The sequence below is a fragment of the Paenibacillus sp. FSL L8-0494 genome (assembly GCF_038003695.1).
Lineage (GTDB): Bacteria > Bacillota > Bacilli > Paenibacillales > Paenibacillaceae > Paenibacillus_AQ > Paenibacillus_AQ odorifer.
The window spans coordinates 1,280,612-1,298,055 of record NZ_JBBOPQ010000001.1 but is presented as its reverse complement, the minus strand read 5'-3'; the positions used below and the strand labels follow the sequence as shown (position 1 = coordinate 1,298,055).

General features: G+C 44.5%; 16 protein-coding genes. 5 read left to right on the top strand and 11 right to left on the bottom strand.

The features are described 5' to 3' along the window. Positions 1-214: 214 nt before the first annotated feature. Genes NYE35_RS05740 through NYE35_RS05730 form a run of 3 tightly spaced genes read left to right on the top strand, consistent with a single transcriptional unit; the run spans position 215 to position 3,541 of the window. Positions 215-919, top strand: coding sequence for an RNA polymerase sigma factor (locus NYE35_RS05740; RefSeq protein WP_305953530.1), 705 nt, complete (start codon positions 215-217; stop codon positions 917-919). Further along, positions 916-1,254, top strand: coding sequence for a hypothetical protein (locus NYE35_RS05735; RefSeq protein ID WP_038569021.1), 339 nt, complete (start codon positions 916-918; stop codon positions 1,252-1,254). The genes NYE35_RS05740 and NYE35_RS05735 overlap by 4 nt, the downstream gene beginning before the upstream one ends. After that, positions 1,244-3,541 (top strand): carboxypeptidase-like regulatory domain-containing protein, encoded by a 2,298-nt coding sequence (locus NYE35_RS05730; protein WP_341120358.1) that lies wholly within the window; start codon positions 1,244-1,246, stop codon positions 3,539-3,541. Before NYE35_RS05735 ends, NYE35_RS05730 begins: the two co-directional genes overlap by 11 nt. Positions 3,542-3,618: 77 nt before the next feature. Here the strand turns inward: NYE35_RS05730 and NYE35_RS05725 are convergent, their stop codons facing one another. The 11 genes from NYE35_RS05725 to NYE35_RS05675 form a co-directional block, all read right to left on the bottom strand. Beyond that, complete coding sequence (locus tag NYE35_RS05725; RefSeq protein ID WP_076104684.1) at positions 3,619-4,428, bottom strand: SDR family NAD(P)-dependent oxidoreductase; 810 nt, start codon at positions 4,426-4,428, stop codon at positions 3,619-3,621. Positions 4,429-4,474: 46 nt separating this feature from the next. Further along, positions 4,475-4,909 carry a MarR family winged helix-turn-helix transcriptional regulator gene (locus NYE35_RS05720; protein ID WP_036680418.1) on the bottom strand — a complete coding sequence of 145 codons (435 nt, stop codon included), beginning with the start codon at positions 4,907-4,909 and terminating at the stop codon, positions 4,475-4,477. A gap of 117 nt (positions 4,910-5,026) precedes the next feature. Continuing rightward, positions 5,027-5,566, bottom strand: coding sequence for an RDD family protein (locus NYE35_RS05715; protein ID WP_038569014.1), 540 nt, complete (start codon positions 5,564-5,566; stop codon positions 5,027-5,029). 142 nt (positions 5,567-5,708) lie between these two features. Next, positions 5,709-6,032 (bottom strand): hypothetical protein, encoded by a 324-nt coding sequence (locus NYE35_RS05710; protein ID WP_076104685.1) that lies wholly within the window; start codon positions 6,030-6,032, stop codon positions 5,709-5,711. 4 nt (positions 6,033-6,036) lie between these two features. Then, the gene (locus NYE35_RS05705) at positions 6,037-6,336 is read right to left on the bottom strand and encodes a hypothetical protein (protein WP_143758668.1); all 300 of its coding nucleotides are present in this window, start codon (positions 6,334-6,336) and stop codon (positions 6,037-6,039) included. 146 nt (positions 6,337-6,482) lie between these two features. After that, positions 6,483-8,333, bottom strand: a complete 1,851-nt coding sequence (gene abc-f, locus NYE35_RS05700; RefSeq protein ID WP_341120356.1) for a ribosomal protection-like ABC-F family protein — start codon at positions 8,331-8,333, stop codon at positions 6,483-6,485. Positions 8,334-8,712: 379 nt separating this feature from the next. Next, positions 8,713-9,624: a L,D-transpeptidase family protein gene (locus NYE35_RS05695; RefSeq protein WP_052096810.1), complete on the bottom strand. Its 912-nt coding sequence runs from the start codon at positions 9,622-9,624 to the stop codon at positions 8,713-8,715. A gap of 1,240 nt (positions 9,625-10,864) precedes the next feature. Further along, positions 10,865-11,833 carry a sugar phosphate isomerase/epimerase family protein gene (locus tag NYE35_RS05690; protein ID WP_036680409.1) on the bottom strand — a complete coding sequence of 323 codons (969 nt, stop codon included), beginning with the start codon at positions 11,831-11,833 and terminating at the stop codon, positions 10,865-10,867. Then, a complete protein-coding gene (locus NYE35_RS05685; RefSeq protein ID WP_038569006.1) occupies positions 11,834-12,565 on the bottom strand; it encodes a ThuA domain-containing protein in 732 nt (243 codons plus the stop codon). Positions 12,566-12,616: 51 nt separating this feature from the next. Continuing rightward, positions 12,617-13,693, bottom strand: coding sequence for a Gfo/Idh/MocA family protein (locus NYE35_RS05680; RefSeq protein WP_341120354.1), 1,077 nt, complete (start codon positions 13,691-13,693; stop codon positions 12,617-12,619). 6 nt (positions 13,694-13,699) lie between these two features. Next, a complete protein-coding gene (locus tag NYE35_RS05675) occupies positions 13,700-14,653 on the bottom strand; it encodes an AraC family transcriptional regulator (protein WP_341120352.1) in 954 nt (317 codons plus the stop codon). Between the two features lie 346 nt (positions 14,654-14,999). Between NYE35_RS05675 and NYE35_RS05670 the strand changes: the two genes are divergently transcribed. Further along, positions 15,000-16,004 (top strand): LacI family DNA-binding transcriptional regulator, encoded by a 1,005-nt coding sequence (locus tag NYE35_RS05670; RefSeq protein ID WP_036680403.1) that lies wholly within the window; start codon positions 15,000-15,002, stop codon positions 16,002-16,004. A gap of 155 nt (positions 16,005-16,159) precedes the next feature. Then, entirely contained in the window at positions 16,160-17,425 is a 1,266-nt protein-coding gene (locus NYE35_RS05665) for an ABC transporter substrate-binding protein (protein WP_038569000.1), read from the top strand. Positions 17,426-17,444: the final 19 nt, after the last annotated feature.

Below are 17,444 nucleotides of genomic sequence, written 5' to 3'. Positions count from 1 at the left end.
AAATTCATACACACTCTATTTTTCTACATAAAACCCTTTTTTCCGACACCTAACTCAAGTAAGTTTCTCTTTTAAAATCTCCACATAACTCCATCTAACTATAAGCTCGTAAACTCGTAAACTCATAAACCTATGAACTATATGACCTTACCCGTCATTCCCAGCCTCGAAGGGTTTCATTGCAGAACGTACAATAGAAAGGAGCTAATCCTGCTTGAAAAAGCGACCCATTGCAATCTGTACAATAGATTCCAACAGTAACCTCTTATCCGGCGAACTGCAATCGCGACATTTGTTGAATAATTTTCCATCCAAACGCAACCTTAATCCTCCAATCCGCATCTTATTAGTAAAGGGAGGGGAGCTACATCTGAATATTATAGAGAGAATTGTGGCAAAAGATGAGTCAGCTCTCCGCCTGTTAATGGACGAATATGGAGATATGCTGCTGCGAACCGCTTCTTTACTGCTCAAAGATAGACAAAGTGCCGAAGAAGCGGTACAAGATACTTTTATTCAAGCTTATGCCAAAATGAGTCAGTTACAGGAGCCGGATCGGCTGAAGGCATGGCTGATACGGATAGTAGTCAATCGCTGCCGCATGAGGCAAAGGACGTGGAGCTGGCGTAATATTTTCCCGGCGGGAGGGTCAGAGCTGCAAACTAACGAGGATGCTGACTTCACAGCCGGAGCGGAAGAGCTTTTTATGGTGGAATGGCATAATGTCAGGCTCGCCGAGTCCATGAGAAATCTCGACTATCTATACCGTGAATGTCTGACGTTATATTACTTTCATGAGATGAGCATCCGGGAAATTTCCGAGCAATTAAATACATCTGAAAATACGATCAAATCCAGACTCGCCAGAGGCCGGACGCTCTTAAAAAAGATTTTGGTGAAGGAGGGACATTTCTTATGAATACAGAACGCGATGCGGTCAAAAAGCAGCTGGATGAAGAATTAAAGAACCTCCAGTTCACTGGACACGACCGGGTCATTAAGCAGACTCATCCTCCAACCTTTGGAGCCCGTTTATTGGCGCTGTGGAATAAAGAAATTGAGATCCCTGTCAAACCTATAGGTGCGATCGGTGCTATTATTTTAGTAGTTTCGCTTACCCTACATCAACCAGAGGTTAAACAACAGCCACAACAAAATACCCCGCAGCGTGCGAACCGAGAACTAATCGAAGCTGGAGGCAATACGTATTGGAAGGATATCTACGAGCAGGCGGTGAAAAAACATGAGAATTAAGATAAAAATCAAACATCTGGTGTTATTCGTGTTACTCCCTGCCTCCCTGCTTATTCTTCTGTTTAACTTCTTACCTTCACAAAGGCAGATAGATCAGAGCACAGCTATTCAATCTAACATAGCTAGAACTGATCTTCTGCAAAAGCTGGCTTCCACAACCGGGAGTAAACGTATCGAGCTAATCCGTACAAACATCCTTGATAAGGATCACAGCTATGATCCCTACAGATATGACGTTAATGTCAGCCCTTCGATGAGCCAGTGGAGTAATGATGAAACCCAGCGTTCCGGTCTGTTACCGGAGGACATAGTACCTTTGCTTGAGGAATATATCCTTGAGGGGCCTTCGGATAATACACGTATATTTGCGGCTAAGCAGTTAGCTTATGAATATGATGCTCTTGGCCGAAAGGAAGATGGAGATCAAGCGCTAATCACCGCAACGAAACAGTCAAACAGCAACTCCGATATAGCTAAACAACTGGAGCTCCTTCGAGCGGAGCGAGCCCTAAATAGTGGCGATATAACAACCGCTGAAACAATTCTTGAACAAACCCCCTTTCCATCCGAGTATCAGGAAGAGCTAAACGCACAAAAAGCATGGCTTACCGGGCGTTTACTCTTTACAAAAGGCGAAGCGCAGGAAGCACTTGCCGTAGTAAAAGATGGCTTGGAGAGCTACAAAAAATTCTGGCAGGATATTCATAAACAAATGAACGCTGCCACCAGCAGTTCGAACGAAGGCTCCACAGACAATACAGGATCAGCAGCAGCAGCAGCACCAGAAGCTGGGACTTCAGATACTGAAAGACAGCTGGAATCGCTTCGAACCGCAATTCAGTCTGCTATAGATATGGGAAATACTTCAACTGCTGTCGTCTCCGGTACCCTTACACGAAGCGATGGCACCCCAGTTCCGCGGGCAGGTATTTTTCTCCGTGCTGAAAGCGAAGTTAACCATAGCATCACTTCTGCTGAACCCTACCGAATCGTCACAGATACTGAAGGACGTTTCGAATTTCACGGTGTGATTCCGGGCTTTTATCAGTTACAGCTTGGACTTGGCTATGATCAGATCGACGGCTGGACCTGGCCTGTACAATATGACGATTGGATTGAAGTTAAACCGGATGGCAGGTTGAATGAGAGCATAGTTCTACAACCTCTGCTTGAGCTGCAGTCTCCCATTAATCAGGAAACCCTAACGGGCAAGACCATAGATTTCCGCTGGAAAGCTGTTGAAGGTGCAGCTTACTATCGTTTAAGCGGTGGCGGGGAGGGGGCCGTGTTGGGTGTACAAATTCGGGATCGTATTGTAGATAATCATATCTCCATTCCAGTAGAAGAACTTTACGATGGCGGCGGTTTTTCCTATGGCAGCAGTGGAGATGGCTGGGAATCTATTGACCCCCTCTCCCTTCTCGGATTTATGAATCCCGAAGTGCGCTTTTCTTGGAATATTGAAGCCTTAGATGCAGATGGACGCCTGATTACCCGCAGTAATGGCTACAGGCTGAACGAAGACACTGTCGGCAATCTGCCGTTCTTTTATCTCAAGGAAAGAGAGCTTACTGCGGCTGACCAACTACTACTGGATAAGAAAACGGATCAGGCACTAGAAATGTACCAACAAAATATTGCCGATGACCCACAGGATGTTCATGCCCTGCACATGCTAGTAAAGATGATGCTGGCAAAATCGTCCCTCACAAAGGATACAACATTAGAAGATAAGGCGATTCCTTTACTCGAAAAGCTAATACAACTACAGCCTTCTACTAATTACGCCTTCACATTATCGCAGTACTATTTTGACCATGCCGACTGGAAGTCGTATAACGAATATTATTCCTACTACAACGAACTAAACCGACCCAATACTAACGGTTATGTACTTTCTATTAACGCCACAGCCCTCATGCAACAAGGGAAGCTTGAAGAAGCTCGTAAACAATTCGCGATCGCCCTAAAGTATGATGATAGCCATCGTTTTATTGGCAGCTTTTTGGCGGCAGAATTATACGCTGGTGAATCACTCTCTTCGGTAATGACACTTGCTGAGCGTTATCCTGAACTCAGCTTTGGTCATAGTGGGTATCGCTGGCCACAAATGATTAAACAACTGTTAGCGGAACGAAAAAATCAACCTAAAGTCTTTGACCAAGAGTTAAAAGAGAAGCTTGGATGGTATATGAATGGTCAAACTGATGAGTTAAAGCAATGGATCGCAAGTGCCAAACCCTCCGCTCTGAAGACCTTTATGCAGGAGGTTTTAGAGGTACGCTAATTCATTAAAATAAACCAAAATCCGGCCCCGCTCGATAAATTCGAGCATGGACCGGATTTTTAATTACACATAATCTTTTATTTAGATTTAGCTTCCATCATGTAATTCTGGAAATCCGTGATACTTGGGTTAGACATATAATGACCACCCTCTACTTCAATCGTTTGGCCTGTGATGAATTTAGATTCATCCGATGCCAGGAACAAAACCGTATTGCCGATATCATCGGCTTCACCGTGATAAGGTAGGGCGTTGAATTTTTGAAAAATATCCAATACAGCTGGCGGCATATTTCTTGCTGCCGCAGGTGTCAGGATCAGCCCTGGTGCCACGCCGTTACAACGGATTTTGTCTTTACCATATTGTGTAGCGATGTAACGAGTAAGGTTCACAACCGCTGCCTTAGAGGAGCCATAAGCAGTACGCAATGAATCCCCAGCGAATGCTGACATCGAAGCCGTGTTAATGATCGAGCCTCCGCCCGCTTTAATCATATGAGGAATAGCAAAACGGCTGCCTAACAGAACACTTTTAGTATTCACGTTCATCAGGCGATCCCATTCTTCCAAATCTATATTGACCACATCAAGGTCTTTTTGCAGATTAGTTAGACCTACATTATTGAACAATACTGTGATGGTGCCATACTGAGCAACAGTGAAATCAACAGCTTCCTTGATCGAATCCGCTTGGGAGGCATCTAAGAAAAGACCTTCAGCTTCTCCGCCTTCATTTTTAATCTTAGATGCTGCTTCTTTGGCTGCTTCCACATTAAAATCGGCAATGACAACCTTTGCTCCTTCTCTAGCTAATAGAGTGGCAGCTGATAAGCCAATACCTGAAGCGCCTCCAGTTACTAATGCAACTTTACCTTGAACTCTTCCCATGTTCATACCCCTTTATAATGTTATTGTGCTTCTAAGATGACTTGGTTTATGTTTCAGAGCTATCAAAGCTCGTTAACAACTTCTCATAGATTTTCAAGAATTGCTGCAGTTCCTCCTCATTGAGCTTTTGGAACATTTCAGCTCTTAGCTCCTGTCCCTTAAGCTGTGCTTCCTTCAGAACGTCTTTTCCTTTGTCCGTGATAGATAGAAGTACATTCCGTCGATCATCTTCGTTATATTTTCGCTCGGCCATCCCCTGCTTAATTAGTCGATTAGCAATGTTTGTCATTGCTCCTGGCGTATATCCTAGTCTCTTAGCCAAAATAGTCTGCTTCAAGGGGCCTTTTTTATTCAATTCACCCAAGACTAGAACTGGAGATATCCCAATATTGTGATCAAATGCGTTCATCCATCGAACAATAACTTCATTCGTAAATAATTCAACTGCATGTATTAGCTTAAAAATATCTGGATTTTCCAAGAGGTTCTCCTTTGACATTCATGATGATCGGCTGCTCATAAAAGTATTTTAACACTAAAATATTTAATAGTAAAATACCTAATATTAAAAAAAAGAATGCTTGGTGAAAAGCATTCTTCAAATTGCGGATTTATCAACAACATAAGTGCCAGCCAGCAAATCGTGAATCGCACGTTTACGGGGATGGAATCCAACCAACAGGTAATCCACCAGCATGATTGGACCCAGGATTTGAGTGAGGTCAAAAGCCAAATCCGACCATAAGGATAATTTGGCGGAAATAACGGTAAAGTCATAGCTGCTGACCGCAATTACCATTGAAAGAATCATACTAATCATTCGGAAAACATTTCGAATCAGAGCTTCCTTCACTGTTGGGTAATTCCCGTGTTCATTGACAATTTTTATTTTTAAAATCAGCTTCCCAGGGGTTCCGCCAAATCTAACGATCATAAAGATATCAAATGCGATAAACAAAATGTACTCCAGGATAATAGGTATCTCCGAGTGTAATGAAACAGCTAATGAATTGAGTATCCAGTATACGATAACCCCAGGTATTCCAATGACCAAGAAATCAAGAATGGAAGCCAGCACTCTTTTCCAAAACCCTATGAAATTCTCCTGATCCAAATGCTCGGGTAGAATGTTATCCATGCAAGCACTCCTCTCTCTATCGTTTACTTTGTCGCTCAATCCCTATTTAACAATCCCTTCCTCAGATGCTCTTGGATAATGGGCTCCAGCTCTTTGTTATTTTTAACAATTACCCGTTTATCAGACAGAGTATCCGTTAACTCTATAATCCTATGTGCGGCCTCCTGATCATATCCACTCTCAAATCCCTGATCACTTTATTAGGGTTCAAAATAACGATTAAGTCAGCAGCTTTAAAACTCTCTTGTCCCCATTTGTAATGTGCACCTTCCAGAATCCATGAGGGTTTATCAAGGATTTCTTCCAACTGAGCATCCCTTGCTTCAACTGAAAAACGCAAATTCTCGGCACTTCTGTCCCATACCAAGTTGTCTGTCTCGTAATACTCTACACCATATTTTCTAGATAACTCCCGGGCAATATAGGATTTGCCGCTGCCGCAAGCACCTATGATCCTAATCTTCATAAGCTCAGCTCAGCCCTAGCGGCAGGATTATTAGTCCTATGGAAATTACGGTGATTATTCTTGTGGTGAGGAGCGTTAGCTTTTGGTTCTTCTCTGATTTATACCAGCCTTTAAACTGAAAATGATTCCGGTACAGCATAAAAAATAACAATAAATTCCCGAATCCCATACTCCAGCTATACACGGGCTGACCAAATATCAATTGATAGATCAATCTTTCTGCCCAACCCAAAACTAATAAAGTCAGCACAAGCAATATACATAATCGAAGTAATTCCAATATAAAAGAGCCCAATTTCAGCAATTCTGCAACCATCCTCTCAAGGTTTCTTTATCGCCAAAAAATCCACATTCCTCCAAATTATACACCTTACACCTTACGTCTCCTATCTAAAAACACAACCTGTTCAAGATAAATTCATCCTGAGCAAGGTTGTGTTTTTTATCCGCTTAGGAGGATGCGGGTTTCCCCTCGCCCCTTAGTTCCTGTATTTGTCGCTGCAAATTAACGATTTCCGCCACTAGCGCTGCATTTTCCGCCTCAGAATCCACACTGCTACTCTGAATCAACTGATTCAGACGCAACTGCAGAAGGGCAAGGTCATCCTCCCGAGCCTGTTCTATACCAGTACGCAGACGGGTTCTGTCTTTTGCGAAGTATTCAGCATACGTTCCTTGAAAAAACTTTGGTGCCTGAGACGGCTCTAATATCGCCAAGCGATTAGCCACTTTAGAGTGAAGATAACGGTCATGAGAGACCATCACTAGTCCACCGGGATACACCATCAGTGCCTCTTCTACACGTTCCCTAGTGTCAATGTCCAGATAATTAGTGGGTTCATCTAAGACCAATAAATTCGCTTTTCCAAAATACAACTTGAGGAAAGCCACACGGCATTTCTCCCCCAGACTCAAATCCCCAATCCGTTTAAATACATCGTCCCGCGTAAATAAAAAGCAACCCAGAATTGTCCGCGCCTCCGTCTGGGTCATTCCCGGCAGTTCAAGCAAGCTATCCAGAATCGTAGAGTTCATCTCTAAGTTATCTAGCTCTTGTGCAAAATAACCGATTGTCGTCCGTGGATGCAGCCGTACTTCACCTTGTGTAGGCTTATTGATCCCTGCAATTAATTTCAGCAGCGTAGACTTTCCAACACCATTAGGACCCAGAATAGACAATCGGTCTCCCCGGTTTAGCGACAAGCTGAAATTCCTAAGAAAAGGCGCACTCCCCTTATAGGCAAACTCTATCTCACGGAGTGTCAGTAAAGAATCTGCCAGAAACTCTTCGCTTTCCAGCTTCATCTTCAGCTTGCCAGTCTCGCGGGGCAATTCTACACGGTTCTTATTTAACCGTTCCAGCGCAGCTTCCTTGGCATGGAAACGAGACACATTCTTCTTGGATTTCGAACGCAGGAAATCGTTTTGTCCGGCAGCACGATGCGCTTGCTGGAACCATTCTGCATACCGCCTAATGCTCTCCAACAGCTTCTCCTTTTCTTGCTCCTGCTTTTTATATTGTCCCTCCAATGTTCTCAACTCTATAGTCTTCTGCTCCCGGTACTGTGTATATCCACCCGAATAACGCCGGCATCCCTCCGGACTAAGCTCCAGCACAGACGTCGCAGTTCGATCAATAAATGTACGATCATGTGATACATAAAACACGGTTCCAGGGTAGTTGCACACCCAATGCTCCAACCACTCCATCGTTTCTCCATCTATGTGATTGGTCGGTTCATCCAGAATCAATAGCTTGGGCTGCCGGGCTAATAATGCTGCTAATTGCACCCGTGTCTTTTGCCCTCCACTAAGTGAGGCGTATGGCAATTCCCAGACTGCATGTTCAAGCTTGAGCTGCTTTAGACTTTTTTCCGCTTTGACCTCCCAGCCATATCCATCAAGCTGCAAGTAACGATCGTACACCTCTGCATATTCAGCCAACTCAGCTTCGTTATCAGCTTTCTGCTCCTGCAATCTCTGACTGAGGGCTTCGAGCTGGCGTTTTAATTCAGGCAGCTGCGCTGACCCTGAAAGAACGTAGTCCAATGCGGTTACTTCCCCTGGTACCTCAAGCTGTTGATCGAGCACACCCCATTCTTCAGATGACAGGCCATGATAGATACTTCCCTCTTCAAAAGTAAGCCGACCGATCAGCCCCTTAAGCAGTGTGGTTTTGCCAATCCCATTTCGTCCAAATAAAAGCACGCGCTCTCCTTCTGCTATCTCAAAGGATACCTCCTTAAATAAAGGGATCCCGTTCCATTCCTTACGTAAATTCTTCGCTTTAATTACAGTCATCTTTCATTCCTCCGATTTCATTGCAAATAAAAAACCGCAGCCAGCGGTCTGCGGTCGAATAGCGTATGAAGGGGGAATGTGCCCAGACATGGATAGACTACGGCCGTGATCACCTGCTGGATGCAGAGTAAACCAACACAATAGATAGAACTATCCATATAAAAGCATCGTAAGGCCCCCGACCGACACACGTATCCCTGACCGTTATCACCCTGCGCGGGTGCTCCGTGACTTGTGCATATGCACTTCACAAACTTTATGGTCTGTTTCAGGAAACGTGTTAGTTATTCATCAGTCGGTGGCCCTCCGTAATTGTCCGTATTTTTAGAATAAGTACAGTATATAACAATTTAAATCAGAAATAAAAGGTCAAGAACAATTATAACTTAATCTTTACCACCTGAGTCTGCGCATTCCACTGCACCTGAACAGCAAATAAATCAGGCAAGATACTCAGCGGAATTAGTAATCGGTTATTTTCATTGCGTGACGGTAAAATCGTAATGGATTTTCCATTCACAATAGCCTTATTGGATAATGGCTTATGTGTCACCGTACGATTGCCGATCGTAATTAGCAGTGCACCTGTCCCCGCTTCACTCTGCAAAGTTCCACCCAGTAAGGCCACGGATTCTCTCAGCGGAACAAACACACGGGAATTTTCCAATATAAAAGGATCCTTCAGCTTTGTTGTCGTCCCATTAATCTCAAAAGTCCCCGCAAACTTATTGCTTCCTACAGAATACCCGTTTTTAGTTGCAATATTCTCCATAGCCAGTGTGCTCGTTGTAATGATAACTCGAGTATTCTTGGCTACTTTTGGATACAGCCAATGAATATCATCATTATGCATTCGAATACAACCAGCGCTAACATACTTCCCTATCGATGACTCATTATTATTGCCGTGAATCGCATACGTCGTGCCATAGGTCCCGTTCACTTCCAGCCCCAGCCAGCGGTCGCCAAGCGGATTGGCCGGATCCCCACCGGGAATTTTCTCTTTGTAGTAGGGTCTGTTTTTTACTTTAACCACCATTTTGAAGCTACCTTCTGGCGTCAGTTCCTTCGACTTCCCTGTGGCAACCGGAAAAGTCTTCACCAGCTTGCCGTCACTGAAATACGCGAGTTTGTTTGTTTTTTTGTTCACGATGATCAGATCTGAGCCAGCAGCTTCCACCCTTCCAACTCCTGTAAAGCAAGCAGCGAACAAAAGCCCAAATACAAGCATCAGTTTAATGTTCCGCTGTAAAAAAGTTTGAAACCGGCCTCCCGAAAAGCATAAATTCATCTTGCTCCACCTCCGTTATATAAAGACGAAATCATTTCAAATATGTTGCGTACCAGCCTGTACCTATTCTTTTCAACTCGTCCCCTCCCGCTTGACGCAGAGATTGCAATACTGTAACCAGTGAATGCACGACAAAAAGCCGACCTTTGGATACGCAAAGATCAGCTAACGCATACACACATAAGTTGCGGACCCTAGAGCCCCTATTTGCAACTTTTTCGCTGTTTTGGGATGCTATCGGACTCCAGAGACCCTATTTGCATCTATTTCGCTGTTTTGAGATCCTATCGGACTCCAGCGCAGTTATTTGCTCAAATCACCTCGAATCCCTTGCTTTTCACGACCAATAGTGTCTCTCGGGTCCGAAACTCGCTCAAAAAACCCTAAAACACGCGAATAGCTGCATCTGAGTCCTTTAGCACAGTTCTACCTTGTTCTTTCCTATGTCTCTATCATTTCTGCCCTATGTCTCATACATTACTGCCCTACGTCTCATACATTACTGCCCTACATCTCATACACTTCTGCCCTATGTCTCATACATTTCCGCCCTACGTCTCATACATTACTGCGTCCGCTCATTTGCCCGTTACCGTTAGCACAGTTACCTACCACATCTGCACCAAAACTCCACCATTTTTCCACCACATCTCCACCACGCTCCGCTCCAGTCCCAGACTAACTGCGCTGCACATTTACCCGTATCCCATTCTACCGAAGCTCAAAGCACCAGCCCCCAAACTAACTACGGTTTTACCATCGAAGATCAGCTAGCGCATAAGCACATTAGTTGCGGACTCCAGAGACCCTATTTGCAACAAATCCGCTGTTTTGAGATGCTATCGGACTCCAGCGCAGTTATTTGCTCAAATCACCTCGAATTACTTGCTTTTCAGGACCAATAAGGTCTCTCGGGTCCAAAACTCGCTCCAAAAACCCTAAAACACGCGAATAGCTGCATCTGAGTCCTTTAGCAAACTAGTTCATTTTTGATTGGTAGTTAGTTCGTGTTTAGTTAGCTTTTCGTTCGCTTCTTGTTTCATTTCTTGTTAGTTTCTAGTTCGTTTCTTATTAGCTCCTACTCGTCTCTACCTCCTCCCTATCTCTTTGCCAGCTCATTTCTACTCCCTTCCGTTCTGCCGTTCTCCCCTTCCGCTCTTCCGTTTTTCCCTCCACCCCCACTACACACAAAAAAAGCCTTGATTCTCTTAATAGAGAATCAAGGCTTTCTAAATTGACCTTACACCCACCACATACCCTGAGGTTGGTCATGAATAAGAATGGATTGCAAATTGGTTACTGCACGTTGGAAGCCTTCGTCAACCGTCATAAGAGGGTCTTCATGCTCGATGCTCACCACGTAATCATAACCGTAAGTGCGCAGCGCGCTCATGATATCTGACCACTCAGATATGCTGTGCCCGCAACCAACGGAGCGGAAGGTCCATGCGCGGGTCTGCACATCGCCATAAGGTTGCATATCGGTCAAACCATACATATTGATGTTGTCCTGATCCAAGTAAGTATCCTTGGCATGGAAATGGTGAATCGCGCCAGCTTTACCGAGAATCTTAATAGCACCTACAGGATCAATACCTTGCCACCACAGATGGCTCGGATCCAGATTGGCTCCAATAGCATCGCAAGTTGCTTCTCTAAGCTTCAAAATCGTATAAGGGGTATGGCACAGGAAGCCGCCATGCAGCTCGATGCCGATCTTAACGCCATGCTCCTCGGCCAGCTTGCCGATTTCCTTCCAGTAAGGGATCAGCTTATGTTCCCACTGCCAGGTTTTGATGTCGCTGTACACGGTAGGCCAAGGCGTGACTGGCCAGTTCGGTGCTTTTGCCTCATCGCTGTCCCCAGCCGTTCCCGAAAAGGTGTTCACGACCTTAACACCCATGAGTGAAGCCAGCTTGATCGATTTACGGAGAATTTCATCCCCAGCGCGGGCTTCTTCTTTATCTGGTGAAATCGGGTTATTATGGCAACTGAAGGCACTGATCATAATGCCACGTTTCGTGAACTTTTCCAAATATTCTTGACGTGCTGACTCGCTGGCAAGCAGCTCATCTGTCGGACAGTGAGCATTACCGGGATTACCACCCGAGCCGATTTCTACCGCATTCAAACCTGCGGCGGCGATTTTATCTAACATCTCGTCAAGACTCAAGCTTCCAAATACAGGATCAAATACGCCTAATTTCATTTATACGACCACCTTTTCTTTGATAGGCTCTAAGGCTTCAGAATGTCCGTAAACCGGATAGTCACGTTTCGTTGGGGCACACCAGTTCACGCCATTGATGATAACTTTTTGAATATCCTTGTTGTAATAGGTTGGGTAAGATTCATGACCAGGCTGGAAATAAAAGATCTTACCGCTGCCTCTACGGTAGGTCGATCCGCTTGGGAAGACGTTGCCGCCTTCGAACCAGCCGACAAATACAAGACTCTCTGGTGCTGGCACATCAAAATGCGCACCGTACATTTCCTCTTGCTCCAAGTCGATGTATTCACCAATGCCCTCAGCAATCGGGTGACTTGGGTCCATGACCCACAGGCGCTCCTTCTCCTCAGCTTCACGCCATTTCAGATCGCAGCTGGTGCCCATTAATTTCATAAAGATTTTGGACATATGGCCCGAATGAAGCACTACAAGTCCCATACCTTGCAGCACTCGCGCATGTACACGGTTTACAATCTCATCACTTACTTCATGATGGGCGATATGTCCCCACCAGATCAGTACATCCGTGTTATCCAATACCTCTTGCGTCAGTCCGTGCTCTGGTTCATCCAGCGTAGCTGTCTGAGTGTCCAGTCCTGCTTCTTGAAGGAAGCTGGCCAGTTGTCCATGAATACCTTGCGGATAGACCTTAAGAATTCTTTCTTCCTGCCGTTCATGACGGAATTCATTCCATACGGTTACTCTTGTCACTTGGGACACACTCCTAGTTCATATTTATCTATGACCATCGAATTTGCTTAATTATTCAAAAAACACAGGCATTCCAGTTTCAGAGGATTTATAAATAGCCTCCAAGATGCGAGTCACAACCAACGCCTGCTCCGGCTTCACCACAGGCTCGGTGTCATTTACAATGCTGTCAATCCACTGAGCTGCCTCTATCATCGCAGGATCATCTCCCGCACCATCATAAAAGTCGACGCCACCGGCATCCAGACCGATATGCTTTTCAAATGTTTTACCGTAGGCTTCTCCGTTAATGCGCAGACCCTTCTCCATATCTGCTCCGCCTTCAGTCCCACAAAGTACCGTTTTGGCCTCACCGACATCGAGTGTATTCAGTGCCCAGCTTGCTTCTAAGACGATGGTAGCCCCATTCTCCATAGTGATGAATCCAATGGCGGAATCCTCAACTGTAAACTTCTCAGGATCCCACGGGCCCCAAGCATTTGCAGCATTTTTACGACCGGACAGCTTATGATAAGCGTTGCCCACGACATATTTAGGTTTGTAATTATCCATCATCCACAGGGTCAAATCGAGCGCATGGGTGCCGATATCAATCAACGGACCGCCGCCTTGCGCTTCTTCATCCAAAAACACACCCCAAGTTGGGACAGCGCGACGACGGATAGCCTTAGCTCTGGCGTAATAGATCTCACCAAGCTCATTATTCTCACATACCGCATGCAGATAAGCTGAATCTGGTCTGAAACGGTTCTGATAACCGATGGTCAGCTTTTTCCCAGTTCGCTCTGAGGCCTCGATCATCGCTTGTGCTTCTGCCGTGGTTTTAGCCATCGGCTTCTCACACATTACGTGTTTGCCTGCTTCCATAGCCGCAATGGAAATCTCCGCATGGGAAATGTTCGGCGTACATACATGAATCACATCTATACTTGCATCGTTAAGAAGCTCTTTATAATCTGTGTAAACTACGGACTGCTCATCTCCAAACTCCGCTTTTGCCTTCTCGGCACGTTCAGCGACGATATCACAAAAAGCAACCATTCGCGCACCTTCTACTTTTTTTAACGCGGGCATGTGCTTGCCGTTCGCAATACCTCCGCAGCCGATAATTCCTACTGTTAAAGTCATTCTGGTCTAACCTCCACTTATTCCTGTTTTGATATCTCTATCATACAAAGCTGAGGAAAGGCTTTCTTCCTGCAATCTTGCTGTATTATTCCCGAATATTGTCTTGTGGTATTTCAGCGGGGATATCCCCGTCGCTTCCTTGAAAAAATGATGGAAGGTCTTCACGCTGCCAAACCCGGCTGCTTCCGCCACGGCAGACATCGGCAGATCTTCATTGATCAAGATCCACTTGGCTTTGTTAAGCCGGTATTCGTTTAAGAACGCGATAAAGGTCATGCCCGTGTTTTTCTTGAACAATTTGGTAAAATAATAAGGACTAAAACCCATATAATTAGCTACCTCATTCAGCGAAATAGCCTCCTGATAATGCTGCTCCACATAAATAAAAATCCGCTCTAGTCTCTCCAATGTTTCTCTCGATTGATTCAGTGTATCTTCTGAGAACTTAGGCTGTTTATTGATCGGACTTTTCGGTACCTCACGTAAAATAACGGTCAGCAGTTCAAACAATCTAGCCTTGATTAGAAAAACATACCCTTCTCTTCGCTGTACATCTTCCTCGTAAATACTCTCAATCAGCCCTTTGACCTTCGCGGCAGTTGCCACGGGCCATCTAGAACTGGAATACTCCATAAGCGTAAAGACCTCACGAAGTGAGTAGTCATTACCGTTCAAAGCGGCTACTTCCTGAAACAAATTCAGGTCAAATTGAATCACTACCCGTTCACTCTCAGGTGAAGAGAGAAAATAATGCACATCCCCACCATTGATAAACTGAACCTCGCCCTGCTCCATGTGAATAGGGGTATCGTTAATTCCCAGATTCAGGCTTCCTTTGGTAACATAGATAATTTCAATTTCTTTATGCCAATGCGGATAACATAACGTATCACCATTGCAGAGTAAACTGCGGTAAGGAAAGTGCTTATCCACATCCGGAATCTCGAGATAAATATTCATAAATACAACTCCTTATCCGAGTAAATCATTAAAACCAAGGCTTTCATGCCATATTTAAAAATTTTACGTAAGCGTTTACTCTCTAAATGTTAGACCTCCAATATTCTTTTGTCAATTCCGATATTTCTAAGTAAATTTTTGGTATATACATCGGTATCATTCCTATTAAAAGATTACTGCTCTTGCGTAGTTTTGATCATTTTTTTATTTTTTAAGTACAGTTGACAAAAGCGCCTACCAGCATTTATATTCGGGGTAAGCGTTTACGTTCTCTTCCTTCATAACTTACTCTCATCAGCGTAAGCGTTTAATTCAAGGATAACCGTAGTTTAAGGAGCTCATAGGAATGAACCCAACGATTAAAGATGTTGCACAGAAAGCGAACGTTTCCATTGCCACAGTCTCTCGCGTGCTAAACAATTTAAGTGGGTATTCGGACAAAACGAAACAAAAGGTAAATGAGGCGATCAAAGAAATTGGTTATCAACCCAATGCGATTGCCCGGGGTCTAATCAATAAGCGTACACAGACCATTGGTGTTATGTTCCCTAGTGTTTCTGGTGCCTTCTCTTCCGATCTGCTCAAAGGTATTGAAGAATTGGCCAATGACCGGAACTACAGTGTGATGGTATGCAATACCGATCAGGACGGTAAAAGAACGTTGAAGTATTTGCAGCTCCTGAGAGAGAAACAGGTTGATGGCATTATTTTTTCGAGTGAAGTCCTTAAGAAAGAATATTACGATGTGCTAGAAACCATGAGGATCCCCGTTGTACTGGTCTCTTCCCAAACAGAATTCGCCAAGGTCCCTTATGTGAAAGTAGATGATTATCGAGCTGCTTTTGACGCTATCCTCTACTTAATTTCAAAAGGTCACCGCAAAATAGCCATGATTAGTGGGAACCCTAGCGATCTTATCGCTGGTGCGCCAAGAGCAGAAGGTTACAAGCATGCGCTTGAAGCAAATGGCATTCCTTTTGACAGCCGCTATCTTGCTTACGGGGATTTTTTGTATGAGAGCGGAAGTATAGCTATGGAGACTCTTTTGGAGCAAGCGCCTGATGTGACTGCCGTTTTTGCTGCTAGTGATGAAATGGCGATTGGTGCCCTCTCCACCGTTATCAAAAATGGTCTAAGCGTGCCCGAGGATATCTCCATTATGGGATATGACGATCTTGGATTAGCCAAAATGGTTATTCCGCCTTTAACAACAGTACGCCAACCGCTGTACGATATTGGAAAGATCGCCGTGGAGAAGCTCATTCAGATGATTGAAACAGGCGAGTCTGTGAACAGCCAGATTGTCGATCACACAATTGTGGAAAGACAAACGGTAAGATCGCTTACCTAAGTCTTTTTATCAATATTACGTAAACGTTTACTGTCTCTTTTATGGCATACCCGTCGCTTAGAAGAACATGCATATCATTTAAATTTGCAATCAACGTAAACGTTTACTCTTACCAAATTCACCATAATACCAACACATTATTAGGAGGATTTATCATGAAAAAAACAATTAAACCCGTAATGGTTAGTCTACTGGCTATGTCCGTGCTTAGCGCCTGCGGTAGCAATAGTGGTAACAATGCGGCTGACAACACATCTAGCGGCGGGAACTCCTCCGGTGACAAGGTGAAAATCGAGTTTTTCCAAAATAAGACCGAAGCCAAAGCCACCTTCGACAAGCTGGTTGCGAAATTTAATGAAGCCAATCCGAACATCGTAGTCACTCAAGTGAACCCACCGGATGCCGAAACAGTGCTGAAGACTCGTGCAGCTAAAAAAGACATCCCTGACGTAGTGGGTATCGGAGCCACTGACACCTACAAAACATTATCCGGAAGTGGTCTGTTTGAAGACTTCTCTAGTGATCCACTTGCTGAAAGTATCCAGCCTGCTTATGTTCAAATGCTGAAAGACCTGACGGGTTCTAGCGAGCTGAATGGTCTTCCATTCTCTTCGAACGCAAGTGGTGTCATTTACAATAAAGCGATGTTCACTGAAGCCGGCGTTACTGTGCCAACCACTTGGGACGAGTTCATTGCCGTCGCTCAAAAGTTCAAGGACAGCGGTAAAAATGCTTTTTACCTGACCCTTAAGGATTCCTGGACAACCCTTACGCCGTTCAACTCCCTTTCTACAATCATAAAAGGCAATGATTTCTTCAAGCAGCGTACTGAAGGTACTGTGACTTTCGCAGACAGCTTCAACGAAATTGCTGAAAAGCTGCTTAAGCTGACGGAGTTCGGTCAGAAAGATATTTTTGGAAAAGGCTACAATGACGGCAACACAGCTTTCGCAAAAGGTGAATCTGCAATGTATCTGCAAGGGGTATGGGCGATCCCAGAAATCGTGAAGGCTAATCCATCCATTGAGCTTGGTGTATTCCCTTTCCCAGCGACAAATGATGCTGCTAACAATAAGGTCATTTCTGGCGTAGACACATTGTTGACTATCTCTAAGAGCACTAAACATAAAGAAGAAGCTAAAAAATTCGTGGAATTCCTGCTCCAGCCTGAGAATGTTAGCCTCTACATTAACGAGCAAAAAGCATTCCCAGCTGTGCAAGGTGTAACACAAGATGATCCGACAATGGACGGCTTCAAAGCAGCATTTACCTCAGGTAACTTGGCCGACTTTGCGGACCACTACATCCCAAGTGCCATGAAAGTGGATACCATCAATCAAGCCTTCCTGCAAAAGAAAGATGTTGATGCGTACCTGAAACAGCTTGATAAAGAATGGGATAAGGTAGCTGACCGGAAATAACGAGACCTGACAAATAAGA